Annotated in this window: 15 protein-coding genes; 11 read left to right on the top strand and 4 right to left on the bottom strand. The window is 66.7% G+C overall.

The genetic code is table 11. The features are described from left to right. The first annotated feature begins 2 nt into the window (after positions 1-2). From AB0L70_RS34370 to AB0L70_RS34360, 3 genes are read left to right on the top strand one after another with little or no spacing between them, the layout of a single operon-like run. Complete coding sequence (locus AB0L70_RS34370; RefSeq protein WP_363690972.1) at positions 3-629, top strand: MOSC domain-containing protein; 627 nt, start codon at positions 3-5, stop codon at positions 627-629. Continuing rightward, positions 626-1873: an MFS transporter gene (locus tag AB0L70_RS34365; protein WP_363690971.1), complete on the top strand. Its 1248-nt coding sequence runs from the start codon at positions 626-628 to the stop codon at positions 1871-1873. Before AB0L70_RS34370 ends, AB0L70_RS34365 begins: the two co-directional genes overlap by 4 nt. Before the next feature lie 24 nt (positions 1874-1897). Continuing rightward, positions 1898-3106, top strand: a complete 1209-nt coding sequence (locus AB0L70_RS34360; protein ID WP_363690970.1) for an MFS transporter — start codon at positions 1898-1900, stop codon at positions 3104-3106. Here the strand turns inward: AB0L70_RS34360 and AB0L70_RS34355 are convergent. From AB0L70_RS34355 to kduI, 3 genes are read right to left on the bottom strand one after another with little or no spacing between them, the layout of a single operon-like run. Then, complete coding sequence (locus AB0L70_RS34355; RefSeq protein ID WP_363690969.1) at positions 3085-3849, bottom strand: IclR family transcriptional regulator; 765 nt, start codon at positions 3847-3849, stop codon at positions 3085-3087. The genes AB0L70_RS34360 and AB0L70_RS34355 overlap by 22 nt on opposite strands. Before the next feature lie 10 nt (positions 3850-3859). Next, a complete protein-coding gene (locus AB0L70_RS34350; RefSeq protein WP_363690968.1) occupies positions 3860-4621 on the bottom strand; it encodes an SDR family oxidoreductase in 762 nt (253 codons plus the stop codon). Beyond that, positions 4618-5454 (bottom strand): 5-dehydro-4-deoxy-D-glucuronate isomerase, encoded by an 837-nt coding sequence (gene kduI, locus AB0L70_RS34345; RefSeq protein WP_363690967.1) that lies wholly within the window; start codon positions 5452-5454, stop codon positions 4618-4620. Before kduI ends, AB0L70_RS34350 begins: the two co-directional genes overlap by 4 nt. Before the next feature lie 151 nt (positions 5455-5605). Here kduI and AB0L70_RS34340 point away from each other — a divergent pair, with 151 nt between their 5' ends. The 8 genes from AB0L70_RS34340 to AB0L70_RS34305 all read left to right on the top strand — a co-directional run bounded on the left by AB0L70_RS34340 (position 5606) and on the right by AB0L70_RS34305 (position 16758). Beyond that, positions 5606-7108: a sodium:solute symporter family protein gene (locus AB0L70_RS34340; protein ID WP_363690966.1), complete on the top strand. Its 1503-nt coding sequence runs from the start codon at positions 5606-5608 to the stop codon at positions 7106-7108. 35 nt (positions 7109-7143) lie between these two features. Further along, a complete protein-coding gene (locus AB0L70_RS34335; RefSeq protein WP_363690965.1) occupies positions 7144-7332 on the top strand; it encodes a tautomerase family protein in 189 nt (62 codons plus the stop codon). 250 nt (positions 7333-7582) lie between these two features. Further along, a complete protein-coding gene (locus AB0L70_RS34330; RefSeq protein WP_363690964.1) occupies positions 7583-8608 on the top strand; it encodes an aspartate-semialdehyde dehydrogenase in 1026 nt (341 codons plus the stop codon). Between the two features lie 78 nt (positions 8609-8686). Continuing rightward, positions 8687-11437, top strand: a complete 2751-nt coding sequence (locus AB0L70_RS34325) for a BTAD domain-containing putative transcriptional regulator (RefSeq protein WP_363690963.1) — start codon at positions 8687-8689, stop codon at positions 11435-11437. A gap of 157 nt (positions 11438-11594) precedes the next feature. Beyond that, positions 11595-13430 (top strand): long-chain fatty acid--CoA ligase, encoded by a 1836-nt coding sequence (locus tag AB0L70_RS34320; protein ID WP_363690962.1) that lies wholly within the window; start codon positions 11595-11597, stop codon positions 13428-13430. A gap of 657 nt (positions 13431-14087) precedes the next feature. Further along, on the top strand, positions 14088-14813 hold the full coding sequence (locus AB0L70_RS34315; protein WP_363690961.1) for an IPT/TIG domain-containing protein: 726 nt from the start codon (positions 14088-14090) through the stop codon (positions 14811-14813). A gap of 167 nt (positions 14814-14980) precedes the next feature. Continuing rightward, on the top strand, positions 14981-15811 hold the full coding sequence (locus AB0L70_RS34310; protein WP_363690960.1) for a hypothetical protein: 831 nt from the start codon (positions 14981-14983) through the stop codon (positions 15809-15811). Between the two features lie 23 nt (positions 15812-15834). Further along, positions 15835-16758: a hypothetical protein gene (locus AB0L70_RS34305; RefSeq protein WP_363690959.1), complete on the top strand. Its 924-nt coding sequence runs from the start codon at positions 15835-15837 to the stop codon at positions 16756-16758. A gap of 24 nt (positions 16759-16782) precedes the next feature. Here the strand turns inward: AB0L70_RS34305 and AB0L70_RS34300 are convergent, their stop codons facing one another. Then, positions 16783-17211, bottom strand: coding sequence for an SRPBCC family protein (locus tag AB0L70_RS34300; protein ID WP_363690958.1), 429 nt, complete (start codon positions 17209-17211; stop codon positions 16783-16785). Positions 17212-17277 lie beyond the last annotated feature (66 nt).

Here is a 17277-nt window from a genome sequence, read left to right as displayed (position 1 = left end):
GTATGCGGTTGCTGACGGTCAATGTGGTGGAAAACCTGATTCCCGGTCCGAAAGAGACCGGGTTCACGGCCATCGACAAGCGACCGCAGGTAGGCCGGGTACACGTCGGTGAGCTCGGCCTCGTCGGCGACCGGGTCTGCGACACCAAGAACCACGGCGGCCCCGACCTCGCGGTCTATGCGTACGCCGAGGAGGACGCGAACTGGTGGTCCGGACAACTCGGCCGCGACATCCCGACCGGCCTGTTCGGCGAGAACCTGCGCACCGAGGGCATCGACATCACCGGCGCCCTCCTGGGTGAGGTCTGGCGGATCGGCCCCGCGGTCGAGGTGATGGTTCGTGCACCGCGCATCCCGTGCATCACCTTCCAGCACCGCATGCAGATTCCCCACTGGGTGAAGCGATTCCACCAGGCCGGCTGCCCCGGGGCGTACCTGAAGGTGCTGAAAACCGGCACGATCGGCGCGGGCGATGAGATCGAGATCCTCAGCCGGCCCGACCACGAGGTCACCATCGGCGAGATGTTCCGCGGGCAGGACCCGGCGAAGATGCAGCGGATGCTCGACTCGGGTGTAGACCTGATGGACGAGCTCCGCGACACCGCGCACCGCGTCGCGGCCCGCGCGTGAGCGCCCAAGAGGCAGCGCAGGAATCCACGGGCCGAGGCCTACTTCCTGCGCCCGGACCGTTGCGGCCGCTGGCGCTCGCCACGCTGCTCAGCCGGGTCGGCAACGGGCTGCTGATGACGGTCAGCGTGCTCTACTTCAACCGGATCGTCGGATTGTCGATCGCGCAGGTGGGTCTGGGGCTCACAGTCGCCGGCCTGTTCGGGCTGGTGTCGGCCGTGCCGATGGGGCATCTGGCGGATCGACGTGGGCCTCGGACGCTGTTCGTCGTACTGAGTCTGCTGTTGTGTGCGGTGTCGTTGCTCTACCTGTTCGTGGAGACGTTCTGGCAGTTCCTGATCGTCTCCGTCGTACTGACCGCGATCGACCGTGGCGCGGGAGCGGTGCGGTCCGCGTTGATTGCCGCAGTCACCCAAGGCTCCGGCCGGGTCGCGGCGCGCGCCTACCTGCGTGCCGTGACCAACATCGGGATCACGGCCGGCGCGGCGATCGGTGCGGTCGCGCTGCACTTCGACACAGGTACGGCGTACCGCCTGATGTTCATCCTCGACGCGGTGCTGAGTGCGATCGCGGCCTTCGTCGTACTCGCGGTTCCGCGGGTCGCACCGCAGCCCCGGACGGATGACGGGCCGGTTTGGGTGGCGCTACGTGACCGCGGTTATCTCGCGGTCGCGGGCTTGAACGCCGGTATGTCGATCCACTACGCGGTGTTCGACGTCGCGCTCCCGCTCTGGGTGGTCGACCACACCGATGCGCCGCGCTCGATGGTCGCGTTGCTGCTGATCATCAACACCGTCGTGGTCGCGCTCTTCCAGGTCCGCTCGTCCCGGGGGATCTCCGATCCCACCACCGCGGCCCGGGTGACGCGACGGGCCGGATTGTTGCTGCTGGCATCGATGATTCTGTTCGCGACAGCCTCGTTCGGGGACGCGATCGTCGCGGTCGGCCTGCTCGCGCTCGGCGCGGTCGCCCAGGTGATCGCCGAACTCCTGCAGTCCTCCGGTTCGTTCCTGCTCGGCTTCGACCTCGCGGCCGACCACGCGCAGGGGCAGTACCAGGGAGTCTGGAACACCAGCATGTCGATCAGCAACATGGTCGCGCCGACCGTCTTCGCCCTGCTCCCGCTCGGCATCGGCGTCCCGGGCTGGATCATCCTCGGCGTCTGGTTCGCGGTGATCGGCGTCCTGTTCGTCCCGGTCGTGCGCTGGGCCGCCCAGCGCAGGAGCGACCAACTTATTGCGACTTAGTCGCAGATAGCGCACCATGAACCGGTGAGGAAACTGCTCCCGCCGCCGGGTCCGTTGCGCCCGCTCGCCCTCGCCACGCTGCTGAGCCGGGTCGGCAACGGCCTGCTGATGACGATCAGCGTGCTGTATTTCAACCGGATCATCGGCCTGTCCATCGCCCAGGTCGGTCTCGGCCTCACCGTCGCCGGACTGTTCGGCCTGCTCGCGAGCATCCCGTTCGGTCACCTGGCCGATCGCCGCGGTCCGCGGACATTGTTCGTCGTACTCAGCCTCTTCCTGTCCGTGCTGGCACTGCTCTACCTGGTCATCGACACGTTCTGGCAGTTCCTCGTGGTCGCGACGGTCATCGCGATCCTCGACCGTGGCTCCAACGCCGTTCGGTTCGCGCTGATCGCCGCCGTCACCCAAGGCTCCCAAGCCCGGGTCGCGGCCCGCGCCTACCTCCGCTCGATGACCAACATCGGCGTCACCGCCGGTGCCGGCCTCGGCGCCGTCGCACTGTCCTTCGGTACGGCGACCTCGTACCACCTGATGTTCTGCGTGTACGTCGTCCTCGGCGTGATCTCGGCCTTGGTCGTGCTCGCCGTACCGCGGGTGAAACCACTTCCAAAGGGTGACGGGCCGGTGTGGGTGGCGCTCCGCGATCGCGGTTACCTGGCGGTCTCCGGGCTCAATGCGGCGATCTCGATCCACTACTCGGTGATCGACGTGGCCATTCCGCTCTGGGTAGTCGATCACACCGACGCTCCGCACTGGGCCGCCGCGCTGCCGTTGATGGTGAACGCCGCGGGCGTCGCCGTACTGCAGGTCCGGGCGTCGCGTGGCATCGTCGACACCGCGTCCGCGGCGCGGGCGACCAGGACCGCAGGACTGTTGTTGCTGGCAGCAATGGTTCTGTTCGCGACTGCCTCCGCGGGAGATGCCGTGGTTGCGATCATCGTGCTGGTAGTCGCCGCGCTCGTGCAGGTCGCCGGGGAGTTGCTGCAGTCGTCCGGTTCGTTCCTGCTTGGCTTTGATCTGGCGGCCGAGCACGCGCAGGGCCAGTATCAAGGAGTCTGGAACACCAGTACGTCGGTCAGTTCGATGCTGGCACCGACCGTGATGGCGTTGCTTCCGCTCGGTCTCGGCGTACCAGGCTGGATCATCCTTGGCGTCTGGTTCGCTGTCGCCGGCGTGCTGTTCGTGCCGGTGGTGCGGTGGGCGGCGAGGCGTCAGATGGTGGGTTCGCGGTAGCCGAGAGCAGCGGAGATCTTCCGGGCGGCCTCGATCGCGGCCGGTGCCATCAGGGCGACCTGGGCGATCGACTGCTCGAGTGAGAGGGTCGAGATGCTGACGGCGGCGATCGCGGTGCCGGTGTGATCGTGGATGACGGAGGCTACGCAGCGGATGCCGGGTTCGTTCTCCTCGTCGTCGAGGGCGTAACCGCGGGACCGGACCTGGCTCAGATCGGCCTTCAGTGCTGCCGCGGTCGTGTGGGTCAGGGGAGTGCGGGCGGGCAGACCGGTCCGGGTGATGTGGGCGTCGAGTGCCTCGTCGTCCTTCTCGGCCAGTAGGGCCTTGCCGATGCCGGTGCAGTGCAGCCAGAACGCCTTACCCACGCGGGACGGCATCCGGTACGGCTTCGGGCCGTCGAGCCGCGCGACGTAGATCGCCTCGTCGCCGTTCAGGAGGCCCACGTGCACTGTGCAGCGCGTCTGCGCGACCAAGTCCGCGAGTACCGGGCGAGCGACGGTCGCGAGGTCGACGTTGGTGAGGGCGTGACCGGCCAGCCGGAGCGCCTTCGGGCCTGGGTGGTACGAACCGTCCTCCGCCTGCGCGACGAACTCGTGCTCCACCAGCGACGCCATGATCCGGTGCACGGTCGACTTCGCCAGCCCGGTCGCGTTGACCACGTCGGTGAACCGCGAGTGCTCCAGGACGGCGTCCAGCACCATCAACGTCTTGTCGATGGCCGAAGGCGAGCTCATGTCGGTCATCTTGCCACTCCTATCTGGCCAGCCAGCCGCCGTCGACCGCGAGGACGTGGCCGTTGACGTAGTCAGCCGCCGCCGAGGCCAGGAAGACCGCGGCACCGACGACGTCCTCCGCCCGCCCCCAGCGGCCGGCCGGGATGCGCTCCCGGATCGCGGTCTCGCGGGCCGGATCCGCGCGCAGTCCGGTGGTGTTGTCGGTACTGATGTACCCGGGCGCGATCGCATTCACCTGAACGCCGGCCGGCCCCCATTCGTTCGCCAGCGCGCGGGTCAGTCCCGCGACCGCGTGCTTGCTCGCAGTGTAGGCCGGAACGGTGATCCCGCCCTGGAAACTCAGCAGCGAGGCGATCGTGATGATCCGCCCGGCGCCACGGTCGACCATGGCGCTCCCGACCGGCCGCGTGACGGCCCAGGTGGAGTTGAGGTTGACGTCGATCACGTGCCGCCAGTCGGCGGCGCTGGTCTCGGCCGCCGGTGCCCGCCGGATGGTGCCGGCGTTGTTGACCAGGATGTCGATCCGTCGTTCCGCCGCCAGCTTCACCGCGGCCGCTTCGACCGCGTCCGGATCGGCGAAGTCGGCGGTGACGACCGTTGCCTCGCCACCACCGTTCTCCTTGATGGCTTCGAGGGTGTCCTCGAGCGCCGCGTCGCGCGCCATCAGGATCAGCTCGGCCCCGGCCGCGGCGTACCCGGCCGCGATCGCCGCCCCGATACCACGCCGGGCTCCCGTGACCAGCGCCGTACGCCCTCGCAAGCTGAAGGCGTCAGACGTCACCGCAGCTCCCGTACGTCGACACCGTCCATGTCGGCGAACGCCTGGTTCTCGCCCGCCATCGCCCAAACGAAGCTGTACGACGAGGTGCCGGAGCCGGAGTGGATCGACCAGCTCGGGGAGATCACCGCTTGCCGGTCGGCGACCAGCAGGTGCCGGGTCTCGTTGGGCTCACCGAGCAGATGGACGATCCGCTCGGTCTCGGGCAGACCGAAGTAGACGTAACACTCGGTCCGACGGTCGTGCGTGTGCGCGGGCATGGTGTTCCACGTGCTGCCGGCGTGCAGCGTCGTCACGCCGAGGACGATCTGGCAGCTGCGGACGCCGTCGGCATGGATGTACTGGTCGATCGTGCGGCGGTTCGCGGTCTGCTGGTCGCCGGCTTCGATCCGGTTGCCCTCGCCGGGGTTGATCTGGGCGGTCGGGAAGTCGGCGTGTGCCGGGGCGGAGAAGGCGTAGAACGCCGCATCGGGTCCGTCGAAGGTGATCTCGCGGACCCCGCGTCCGACGTACAGGCAGGCTCCGGTCGACAGCTCGTACTTCGTGCCGTCCGCGGTGACTGTGCCTGCGCCGCCGACGTTGACGATGCCGGCCTCGCGGCGTTCGAGGAAGTACTCGCTGCGCAGCTCGGGCCAGGTGCCGAGCGTCAGCGGGCCGTTCGTGGGGCGCGCGCCGGCGAGCACGATCCGGTCGTGGTGGGTGAGCACCGCGGTGATCGTGTCCGGCGTGAAGAGGTCGTCGACCAGGTAGTGCGAGCGCAGCGCGGCGGTGTCGAAGCCGGGCACCTGGGCGGGGTGGGTGGCATGTCTGACCTGGAGGGGCGGCTGAGCGTTCACAGAACAAGGTTCTATTCCACGGAACCTCCTGTCAATCGCCGTGGAGGGCTGGAACACCGTGCAGAATTGTTCCGGGTTCCGTCTCTTGACACCTAGTTCTGTTCGGTGGAACCTCTCAAGCACTCGCCCAACGCCCCTGGGAGGATCCCTGATGACCACTCTGGACTGGTCGGTCCTGGTCGCGTACTTCGTCTTGATGGTGCTGATCGGAGTCTGGTCGCGCTCCAAGATCAAGACCGTCGTGGACTACTTCACTACCGGCGGCCGGATTCCCTGGTGGCTGTCCGGCATCTCGCATCACATGTCCGGCTACAGCGCCGTCATGTTCGTCGCCTTCGCGGCGGTCGCCTACAGCTACGGCATCACCGTCTACGTCTGGTGGGCGATGTCGATCGGCATCGGCGTGGGGATCGGTGCGTTCGTGTTCGCCGCCCGCTGGAACCGATTGCGGGCCAAACACGGCGTCGTCTCACCGCTGGAGTACCTGGCCCGGCGCTACAACCTGCCGACCCAGCAGGCGCTCGCGTACTCCGGTGCCGCGCTGAAGGTCGTGGACATCGCGTCGAAGTGGGTCGCGATCGCCGTGCTGCTGAACGGATTCACCGGCGTACCGATGCGGTGGGGGATCCTGCTGACCGGTGTGGTCACGATGTTGTACGCGACGCTCGGCGGGCTGTGGGCCGACGTACTGACCGACTTCGGGCAGTTCGTGATCCAGTTCGGGGCCGGGATCGCGATGTTCATCGGGGTGCTCGCGCACTTGGACGGCGTACCGACGCTATGGAAGATGTGGGACCAACTGCCGGCCGGGCACGGGGATGCGCTGAACGGGCCGTATACGCCGATCTTCTTGATCGCGTTCTTGTTCATCAAGACGTTCGAGTACAACGGCGGGATGTGGAACCTGGCGCAGCGCTACATGGCCGCGCCGTCCGGCTCCGACGCGAAGCGGTCCGCGTTGCTGTCGTCGATCCTGTGGCTGGTCTGGCCGCTGATCCTGTTCATCCCGATGTGCGCGGCGCCGCTGCTGGTCCATCCGGGTAAGCCGGAGCAGTCATACGTCGAACTCGCGCAACTGCTGCTGCCGACCGGACTGATCGGGCTGGTGCTGGCGGGATTCTTCTCGCACACGATGGCGATGGTGGCATCCGACGCGAACGTGATCTCGTCCGTGATCACCCGGGACTTGGCGCCGGTGCTGGTGCCGAAGGTGCGGCGGATGACCGATGCGGGGGCGTTGAAGTTCGCGCGGATCACGACGTTCACGTTCGTGACGGTGAGCATGCTGATCGCGATCGCGACCAACGGTGAAGGTGTGGTCCTGAAGATCGTCGTGGATCTGGTCGCGGCGACGATGGGGCCGATCTCGATTCCGCTGATGCTTGGTCTGTTGCCTTGGTTCAAGCGGAGTGGGTCGCGGGCGGCGCTGGTCTCGTGGGCAATCGGGTTGATCGTGTGGGCGGTCGTGAAGTGGGGCCTCGACTCCACCGACACCACGCTGGTCGTCGCGTTGCCGTTGGCAACTTCCCTGGTGGTGTACGTCGGCCTCGGCTGGCTGCTGCCCGAACGCCGCCCCGAGGTCGACGAACTGATCGACTCCCTGAACTCCGACCCCGACGAACTCACCACCCGCCGCGCCGCGGCCGTCAACTGAAACACTGCACCCGACAACCCTTGAGGAGATCCTGTATGCCGAACATCACCGTCGAACTGCTCTCCGGTCGCACCCTCGACCAACGCCGCGAGTTCGTCGCCGCCGTCACCGACTCCGCCATCGCCATCCTCGGCGCCAAGCGCGAGTCCGTCCGAATCGTCTTCCAGGAGATCGAAAAGACCGACGTAGCCAACGGCGGCACCCTGGTAGCCGACGTGCAGTAACCCCACCGGCCCGGCACCCCCCGCCCCAGGTGCCGGGCCGTGGGGTGGGCGGACCTGCAGCACTCATCAACCACCCCCACAGCCGGTCCCGCCCGCCTGACCCCTGCCGGGACCACCAGTTGCTGAGTGGCGCAGGTCCGGCCCCCAACCTGCCCCCCGGTGGTGCGGCTGCCTCAACCCATCCTCTGTAAACCCACCGCATGGTGGAATTTGGGGGCGGGAGGGGTGGGGACCTACTACTGTTTTCCTCATGCGAGTAGGTGTGTTTGGTGCAACTGGTCAGGTTGGAAGCGTTATGCGGGAGCTGCTCATCGAGCGGAAGTTCCCGGTGGACGAGATCCGGTACTTCGCGTCAGCGCGCTCGGCAGGCAGCACGTTGCCGTTCGGGGATCGCGAGATCACCGTGGAGGACTCCGCGACCGCGGACTTCACCGGCCTCGACCTAGCGCTGTTCTCCAACGGGAAAACAGCCTCCAAGGAGTACGCCCCGAAGGCAGCCGCCGCCGGCGCGATCGTGGTCGACAACTCATCCGGCTGGCGGATGGACCCCGACGTACCCCTCGTCGTCTCCGAGGTGAACCCGGGCGACCTCGACCACCTCCCGAAGGGCATCGTCGCCAACCCCAACTGCACCACGATGGCCGCCATGCCGGTCCTCGCCCCGCTGCACCGCCACGCGACCCTGACCCGCCTGGTGGTCTCGACCTACCAAGCGGTCTCCGGCTCCGGCGGCGTCGGCGTCAGCGAACTCGAGGACCAAGCCCGCGCCCTCGTCGAACCAGGCGGAAAACTTGCCCGCGGCACCGATGGCATCGAGCTCCCCGAGCCCAAGGTGTACGCCGGTCCGATCGCCTTCAACGTGCTCCCACTCGCCGGATCGATCGTTGCCGACGGCACCGGTGAGACCGATGAGGAGCAGAAGCTCCGCAACGAGAGCCGGAAGATCCTGCACATCCCGGACCTCCCGGTCGCCGGCACCTGCGTCCGCGTACCCGTCTTCACCGGTCACTCGCTGAGCATCCACGCCGAGTTCGCCGACCCGATCACCCCCGAACAGGCCACCGAGCTCCTCGCCGACGCCCCCGGTGTCGCGCTGGCCGACCTCCCGACCCCGCTACTCGCCGCCGGTCGCGACCCGTCGTACGTCGGTCGGATCCGCCAGGACCAGTCGGTCCGGGGCAACCACGGCCTGGTCCTGTTCGTCTCCAACGACAACCTCCGCAAGGGCGCCGCCCTCAACGCGGTCCAGATCGCGGAGCTCCTCGCCCAGCGCTGACATCAAAGGGAGATTGGATCCATCGTTTGATTGCCCGCAAACGCACCTGAGGTGCCGTTAGGGTGAGGTCTCTCGTGGGTGGAGGTGACCGAGCTGGAGCGAGATGCGGTGGTTGGGCTGCGGTTCCGGCTGCTCGGGACCGTGGAGGTGCGGACCGCTGACGGCGCCGTCGTACCGCTGCCGTCGCACCGTCCGGCGCTGCTGCTTGCCGCCCTGCTGCTGCGGCTGAATCGGACCGTCCGCACCGATGACCTGGTCGACGTGCTCTGGGGCGACGACGAGCTGCCGACCAACCCACGCGCCGCGCTGCAGATCTACATCTCCCGGCTCCGGACCGCGCTGGGCGATTCGGGCCGGACGATGATCCACACCGGGGACGGCGGTTACTCGCTGCACGCGGACCCGGCGCAGCTCGACCTCGAAGTCTTCCGAGCCCTGGTTCGCAAGGCTCCCAAGACCGCAGATCCAGCCGCCACCGTCGAGATCCTCACCGAAGCCCTCGCGCTCTGGCGAGCCGAACCGCTGGCCGGCCTCGACACCAGCGCCCTGACCCGCGAGATGATCCCGCGCCTGCTCGAGGAACACCTGCAGGCCCAGGAGCTCTACTTCGACGCCCGCCTCATCCAGGGCGACGCGTCCGGGGTGATTCCCGAACTCACCGAGCTCGTCGAGCGCCACCCGACCCGCGAACGCTTCTGGGGCCAGCTGATCCGCGCCCATCGTGCGTCCGGACGGCCGGCGCTCGCGTTGTCGACGTACGGCGAAGTCTCCCGGCGACTGCGTGATCTCCTCGGCGTCGGCCCAGGTCCCGAACTCCAACGCCTGCACGCCGAACTGCTGGCCACCACCGACACCGACAGCATGGTCGTACCGCGCCAGCTGCCGACCGCCATCCGCACGTTCTCCGGCCGCACCGAGCCCCTGGGCCAATTAGACGGTCTCCTGCCCGGCGCGGGCCTCGGCCTGATCATCGGCCCGGCCGGCGTCGGCAAGACCTCGCTGGCGATCCATTGGGCCACGCAGGTCGCCGACAACTTCCCGGACGGCATCCTGTACGCCGATCTGCTCGGCTTCTCGTCCGTGACGGAACCGGCCGACCCGCACTCCGTCCTGCCCCGATTCCACGCCGCACTGGGGATTCCGCCCGACCGGATCCCGCCGACAGCGGAGGAGCAGATCGCGCTCTACCGCAGCCTGCTGGCCGAGCGATCGGTCCTGGTGGTGTTGGACAACGCGCGTACCTCCGACCAGGTCCGGCCGCTGGCGGCGACCGGGCCGAGGTGCCTCACCGTCGTCACGAGCCGGAACGAACTCGCCGGATTGGTCGCCACCGAGCAGGCGCGGCCGATTCTGCTCGATGTGCTGGACCCTTCCCAGTCCCGACAGTTGCTGGCGGCAAGGGTCGGCGAACCGCGGTTGCTGGCGGATGCCGTGAGTACGGACGCTTTGATCGACAGGTGTGCAGGGCTTCCGCTCGCGTTGTCGTTGCTCGCGGCACAGATCTCGCTGCGGCCGCGACGGGAGCTGGGCTCCTTTGTCGAGACGTTGCGCGAGGATCCGCTGGACGCGCTCTCTACCGCCGACGGGATCGACGTACGCACGGTCTTCTCCTGGTCCTATCGGGAGCTGCGACCGGAGCTCGCGCGCCTGTTCCGGTTGTTGTCGCAGCATCCTGGTGCGGAGATCAGTCTGGGTGCGGCGGCCGCGCTGGCCGGTGTGCGAGTGCGGGATGCGCAGGCGATGCTCGCCGTACTGGTCGCCAACCATCAGCTGATCGAGATCGCGCCGGATCGGTATGTGCTGCACGATCTTCTGCGTGCCTACGCGCACGAGTTGTGCGATGAGCAGGAGGCGGATGAGGCGTTCGAGCGGCTGCTCGGGTACCTGGTTCACACGGGGAGTGCGGGGGCACGTTTGCTCGCGCCCGGGCGCGTTCCGGTGGAGTTGCCGGATCTTGATCCAGAGGTCGAGCTCGTGCTGCCGACGACGCGGGAGGAGGCGTTCGAGTGGTTCGATTCCGAGCAACCGAACAGTCTCGCCGTACTGCGTTCTGCCGCCGGGCGGGCGGACGGGTTGCTCTGGCTGTACGTCTGGGCGCTGGCGGACTATCTCGACTTCCGTGGGCGGTCCGGGTACATGGAGTCGCAGACGCTCGCGCTCGAGGCGTCCGTACGGCTCAACGATCCGCACAAGCAAGCGCAGACACGCCGCGACCTCGCCCGCGGGCATATGGCGCTGCGGCAGTGGGACAACGCGATCCGGCAGCACGAGTTGGCGCTCGGGATCGCGGAGGAGCTCGACGACGAGGCGGGGATCGCGCACGGCTCGCTGAGTCTGGCCAGGGTGCTGACGCGGCTGGGCGAACATCGGCAGGCGATCGAACGGACATCCCGGGCGCTGCGGATCTACGAGCGGCTCGGGCTGGTCGATCCGCGGGCGAACGCGCTCAACAATCTCGGCTGGTACCACGCGAAGCTCGGCGAGTACGACGTCGCTGTCGACTACGCGCAGCAGTCGCTGAAGCTCTACTCGGAGCTCGACTCGGAGTTCGGGCGGGCGGTCGTGGGTGACACGATGGCCTTCGCGCTGGCCGGGCAAGGGCGGCTCGACGAGGCCATCGCCAGCTACGCGATGTCGGTCGGCCTTCTCCGCGTGCTCGGCCGCCGGCTCGACACCGCGGAGACGCTGGTCTCGATGGCGGAAACCCAAGCCCAGGCCGGGCAGTTGGAGGCGGCTCGCGCGAGTTGGACCGAGGCGCTGGAGATCTTCGAAACGCTTGACCACCCCGACGCCAAGACGGTCCGCCGTACGCTCGATCAGCACCGGTAGACGCTGCGTGGACGGATAGTGAGACGGTTACGACTGACCGTGTGTGCCTGTTGCGGAAACGTGATGGAGAAGCTCCCAGCAGGCGAGCGAGTGCCATGGCCAGCACCACCCCAGACCGATTACCCTCCGGTTACTTGACCCCCGATGGAGGCCAGTTATGAATCCCGTCGCCGATTCCGGCCAGCTCGCACTGCTCACCAACCGCAAGAGCACGATGGCCCAGATGTTCCTGGACCGCGTTGCCGCGACCCCGCAGCGCGAGGCGTTCCGGTACCCGGCCGGGGACCAATGGACGTCCGTCACCTGGAGTGAGACCGACGAACTGGCCCGCCGCCGGGCCGCCGGACTGGTCGCGCTCGGCGTCGAGCCGGAGCAGCGGGTCGCGATCGCGTCGAGCACCCGGATGGAGTGGATCGACTGCTACCTGGCCGCCGTACTGGCCGCCGCCGCGACGACGACAATCTACCCGTCGACAATCTCCGAGGACGTCGCGTTCATCGTGGCGGATGCCGACGTACAGGTCGTGTTCGCCGAGGACGCCGGGCAGGTCGACAAGCTGCGCGCGCACCGGTCCGAGACGCCGTCGCTGCGGAAGGTCGTGCTGATCGACGGCTCGCCGCTGGAGAGCGACGGCGACTGGGTGATCAGCCTGGCGGACTTCGACGCGTTGGGTACGTCGTACCTGACCGAGAACCCGTCCGCGGTCGACAAGCGGCTCGGCGAGATCAAGCCGGCATCCCTGTGCACGCTGATCTACACCTCAGGCACCACCGGTCGTCCCAAGGGCGTGCGGCTGCCGCATTCGGTCTGGACGTACGAGGGCGCGGCCGTCGAGGGGATGCGGGTGCTCAGCCCGGACGACCTGCAGTTCTTGTGGTTGCCGTTGTCGCACGTGTTCGGTCAGGTGCTGGTCGCCGTACAGTGCCAGATCGGTTTCGCGACCGCTGTGGACGGGCGGATCGACAAGATTGTCGACAATGCTGCAATCGTACAACCGACATTCATGGCCGCCGCGCCGCGCATCTTCGAGAAGGCGCACGCGCGGATCGTGACGATGATCGAGTCCGAGGGTGGCGTCAAGGCCAAGATGTTCCACTGGGCCTTCGGCGTCGGCGCTCGCGTCTCCGCGTTGCGCCAGGCCGGCAAGGAGCCGTCGGGGCTGCTGGCCGCGCAGTTCGCCACGGCCGACCGGTTGGTGCTGTCGAAGATCCGCGACCGCTTCGGCGGGCGGATCCGGTTCTTTGTCTCCGGGTCAGCGGCATTGGACAAGGGCTTGGCGGAGTGGTTCCACGCTGCGGGTCTGCTGATCCTCGAGGGCTACGGCCTGACCGAGACGGCTGCCGGGGCGACGCTCAACCGGCCGACCGAGTACCGGCTCGGCAGCGTTGGATTGGCGTTCCCCGGCACCCAGCTCAAGATCGCCGAGGACGGCGAGATCCTGATCAAGGGCGACGGTGTGATGGGCGGCTACCACAACCAGCCGACCCAGACGGCCGAGGTGATCACGGCCGAGGGCTGGTTCCACACCGGCGACATCGGCCACTTCGAGGACGACTACCTCGTCATCACCGACCGCAAGAAGGACCTCTTCAAGACCTCCGGCGGCAAGTACGTCGCCCCCCAGGTGATCGAGGGCCGCTTCAAGACCCTCTGCCCGTACGCCAGCCAGTTCATTGTCCACGGCAACAAACGCAACTTCGTCTCCGCCCTGGTCACCCTCGACCCTGACGCCGTCGTGGGCTGGGCCACCACCAACGGCCTCGCCGGCAAGTCGTACGCCGAGATCGTCACCTCGGACGCAGCCCGGACCATGGTGCAGGGCTACGTCGACGAACTGAACTCAGGCTTGAACCGCTGGGAAACCATCAAGAAGTTCACCATCCTGGACCGAGACCTCACCGTCGAATCCGGCGAAATGACCCCCAGCCTCAAACTAAAACGCAAACACGTAGAAACCGAATACGCCGCCCTCCTCGACAAGATGTACGAGTAGACAGGTTTCGTCCCACGCGCCGCTCCGCGCGCTCCTTCGCCGTCGCTCCCACCCGCCCATGGGCACGCGTGCTCCTGTCGTCGCGCGCTAGCGACTGCCCCGTACTGTCGTCTCGGCGCACGACTTGAGATGACCGCTCAGGTGTACTGATCTGCGGTCTGGCGCACTGTGACCAGGATTCCCAGCGATTCGAAGGAGTCTGTGCTCATCGGATTGATTGAAATGGATGTTCAATTCGAAGCGATGTGTATGTTTCGGGTTCGTGCTTCCTCCGGTTCATGAGGGGACCAGGGGGAAGTAATGAGCAAGATGCGAGGTTGCCGGTGGGTGGCAGTGCTTCTGCTGTGTGCGACCACCACGAGTTGTCGACCGGATTCGGGTGGCCGGATCGACGCGGACGCGGACCCGGCCACGTCGGCTGCGCCGACGATTGTTCCGAGCCGGCCCGCCGGTTCTTCGCAGCCCGCAACGAGTCCGACACCAGGTCGGAGCGAGCTTAAGACCTGGACGCCGGTGCGGCCATTGACGCCGTATCCAGCAGGTACCTCGTCGACCTGGCGCGGACGAAGTAGTACCCCCGTACCACGGCCAGGCGTGACGTCGTCGGTACGGCCGGGCGAAGGTCAGACTTCCCCGCGGGAGACTCCGGTTACCAAGGTGACCTGGGTACCCTTCGGGCCTGCGGCCGCCGATTCGCCGCCACCCATGGAGTGGTTCGGCCGTACGCATCGAGCAGTTCTGGCTACCGGCGCGGAACGGGTACGGCGATGTGAGTTCCTGGCGGGAGCGGAGGGCGACACACTCGGGCGGATGCGGTCGGCCTACCGTGGCGTGGGGGAAGCATGTCTGGGTTCGCTGGGCGGTGATCCGGCGCACTGGGGCGCGGCAGCCGCCTACTTGAACCAGGCAAGGAAGGACCTGGCCGGACAGCGACAGAACTGCTTGGAGACCTCAGTTGTGTCGTTACTGCAACGACTCGTCTCCGTGCATCGCACGCAGCCGCGTAGTCGGGTGCAGATCACTCCGGCGTCCGGAACTGCCTGCCCGTGGGGCATAGACAAGTTGCAGCTCAGGGATCCGGTCGAGGGCGATCCCGGATTGGTCGCGGGGCCATTCGAGGGTGGGACTCGGGTACAGATTCTCGGCTCGGGACTCGTGCAGGTTTCCGAGGTGTACTTCGGTGACATCAGGGCGACGGAGTTCACCGACGGCAGCGGATTCGCCGGCCAATTCATGTACGTCTGCTCGCCGCCGAATGCTCGCGCGGGGAAGGTGCGAATCACGGTCAAATCACCGGGCGGCCGACGTACCAGCCCGCCGGGAGAGGTCTTCGAGTACTCGGCCGGTGTGTCCAACTCGCCGAACTCCGAGTGCGGGTCCTGAAATTCGGTAGGGAGATGCGGCAGATGGTGTCGACAGTCCGACGTCGCAGAGGCAGCTCCTCCACGCATGGAGGCGATCAGGCCCAGCCCAAGCCAACAGGTCATGACGCATTTGACGTCATGCGGTCGGCGCTCAGCCTCGTGAGCGTATTCGGTCCACCTCTCACCGTGGCTACCGCTCTCCTCGTCTATTTCGGCTGGGCGAGGAGTAATGAGCAGGCCCGCCAGCTTGGGCTCGAGGAGAGCGTGCTGGGAATGTCGACCCGGGACTACGTGCTGCGGAGCATCGATACATTGTTCGTGCCGTTGCTGGTCGTCGGCTGTGCCGGGGTGGTGTGGCTACTTGTGCACGAGCGGATCTCGGCTGCGGTTGATCACCGCCGTGGCCTGCCGGGTTGGAGCAAGAGATTCCGCTGGCTGAGGATCAGTTGGCTCGTTGTGCCAGCTGTTGGTCTAGTCGCAGGCATGGTTTGGCCGGCCTGGATGGAGCTGATCGTGCCTTTGTGCATGACCGTCGGCATTCTGGTCAGTAGTTATGCGTCGGTGATGTATCGCAGGATCAAGAGTCTAACCAAGCCTGACAGCGACGACGGATGTCTCGCCAGGTGGCATTGGCCACTGATGAAACTGCTGGTCGGAGCACTCGTTGCACTCACTATCTTCTGGGGACTGTCGACGTTCGCCGGCGTCGTCGGTCGCGGGCTCGCTGATCAGATCGTGGCCGGCCTCGATCAGCGCACTGGCGTCGTCGTGTACAGCAAGCAGGACATCCAGCTCGCCGGCCCGGGAGTGACGAAGTATCAGATCACCGAGTCGTCGTCCGCCTATGGCTTCCGGTACGACGGCCTCCGCCTGCTTCAGCGAACTGGCGACAAGTTTTATCTCTTGCCCGTCGGATGGCGCAGCGATGCCGACGGCGTGATTGCGCTGCCAGACGACGGATCGGTGCGGGTCGAGTTCAGCACAGCTGGGCGGTCGGCAAGCGATACCGATCGATAACAACGGACCAAGGGGAAAGCATCGTGGTGCAGTCGGCCAGTCCCGAAAGCAGAACCTACCGAAACGTGCGGCTCGCGATGATTGCCGTTCTGGTGCTGTTGGCCGTGTCGGTGCTGATCGAGCGCTTCAGGACGGACCCGCGGTGCTGGCAGGGGTCGATCAGTGCCTATTACTACACGCCGGCCCGTGCGATCTTCGTCTGCTCAGTGCTCGCGGTCGGGGTCTGCATGATCGTGCTCAAGGGGAGTACCAAGCCGGAAGACGTTCTGCTGAACATCGGTGGGATGTTCGCGCCGGTCGTCGCGCTGGTGCCGACCCCAGGAGAAGGGTCCTGTTCGTCAGTGTCACAGACGTTGAGCGATCCGTCTCCCAGCATCGCCAACAACATGTGGGCCCTCTTCATAGCGGGATCGGTGGCTCTGGCGGTGTCGTTCGGGATCAAGCTCGATGCCAATCGCGACGCCCCATCCGACGGCTTGATCGCGCCGAACGAAGGTCACGACGTACAGAGGTCGGATCGATGGAGCACGGCGCAAGACAGAGCTCTGGCCGCATCGAGCCTGATCCTCGTCGCAGGCCTCGTATGGTTCGTGTGGTTCCGCCCCAGCTTCAAGGACAACGCTCATTATGTGGCCGCGCTCGCGTTCTTCGCGATGATCATCTCGATCGTCTGGCTCAACGGACGGGACGCGCCCCGCAACAACACCACTGGGCCCGTCCTGAAGAGGCGGGTGACCAAGCTGTACCGAGGGATCGCCATCGCCATGGGCGTGTGCATCGCCTACGGCGTGCTTGGCCGACTCCTGGATTGGAAGTATTCGTTGCTGCACGTCGAGGTCGCCTTGATTCTGCTGTTCCTCGCCTTCTGGATCACCCAGACGAAGGAGCTGTGGACACCAGGACTGCGCCCAACCGCTGACACCGAGACCGCACCATTGGCGAAGTAGAGGTTGTGGCCGTGCGCTTGGGCGTCATGGTTGTTCGAGGTGTTGTTTTAGGGTGGCTAGGTTTTTGGCTACTGCGGATTTTATTTGGGTGCGGGCGAGGGGGGCCACGAGGGTCAGGGGGCCTTGGAGGTGTAGGTCGATGGTGTTGGTGAGGGTGGTGGCGTTGCCGGTCGGGTGCAGGGTGTAGGTCAGGTGGGCGGGCCAGGAGTTGAGGGTGCCGTTGATGGTTAGTTTCTGGTTGGGGATCAACTCGGTGATCTCCAGGGATTCTTCGGCGTGGGTGGGGATTGTGCGGGTTTGGCGGTAGCGGGTGCCGACGGCGGGTGGGCCGGGGGTCAGCTGGTGGGTTTCGGTGATGGCGTAGTTCCAGGCCGGGATGTTTTCCAGGTTCGCGAGGTAGGCGAAGACGACGTCGGCCGGCCGTTCGATCGTGATCGTGTTGGTGAACTTCATCTGGGCCGCCGCGAGACGCTGGACATGGTGACTCCTGGGGTGCCGATCGGGTCCCGACGGATTCGG

The organism is Kribbella sp. NPDC051952 (assembly GCF_040680855.1).
Taxonomy (GTDB): Bacteria; Actinomycetota; Actinomycetes; order Propionibacteriales; family Kribbellaceae; genus Kribbella.
The sequence above is the reverse complement of the archived record's forward strand: the minus strand, read 5'-3'. Positions and strand labels throughout refer to the sequence as shown.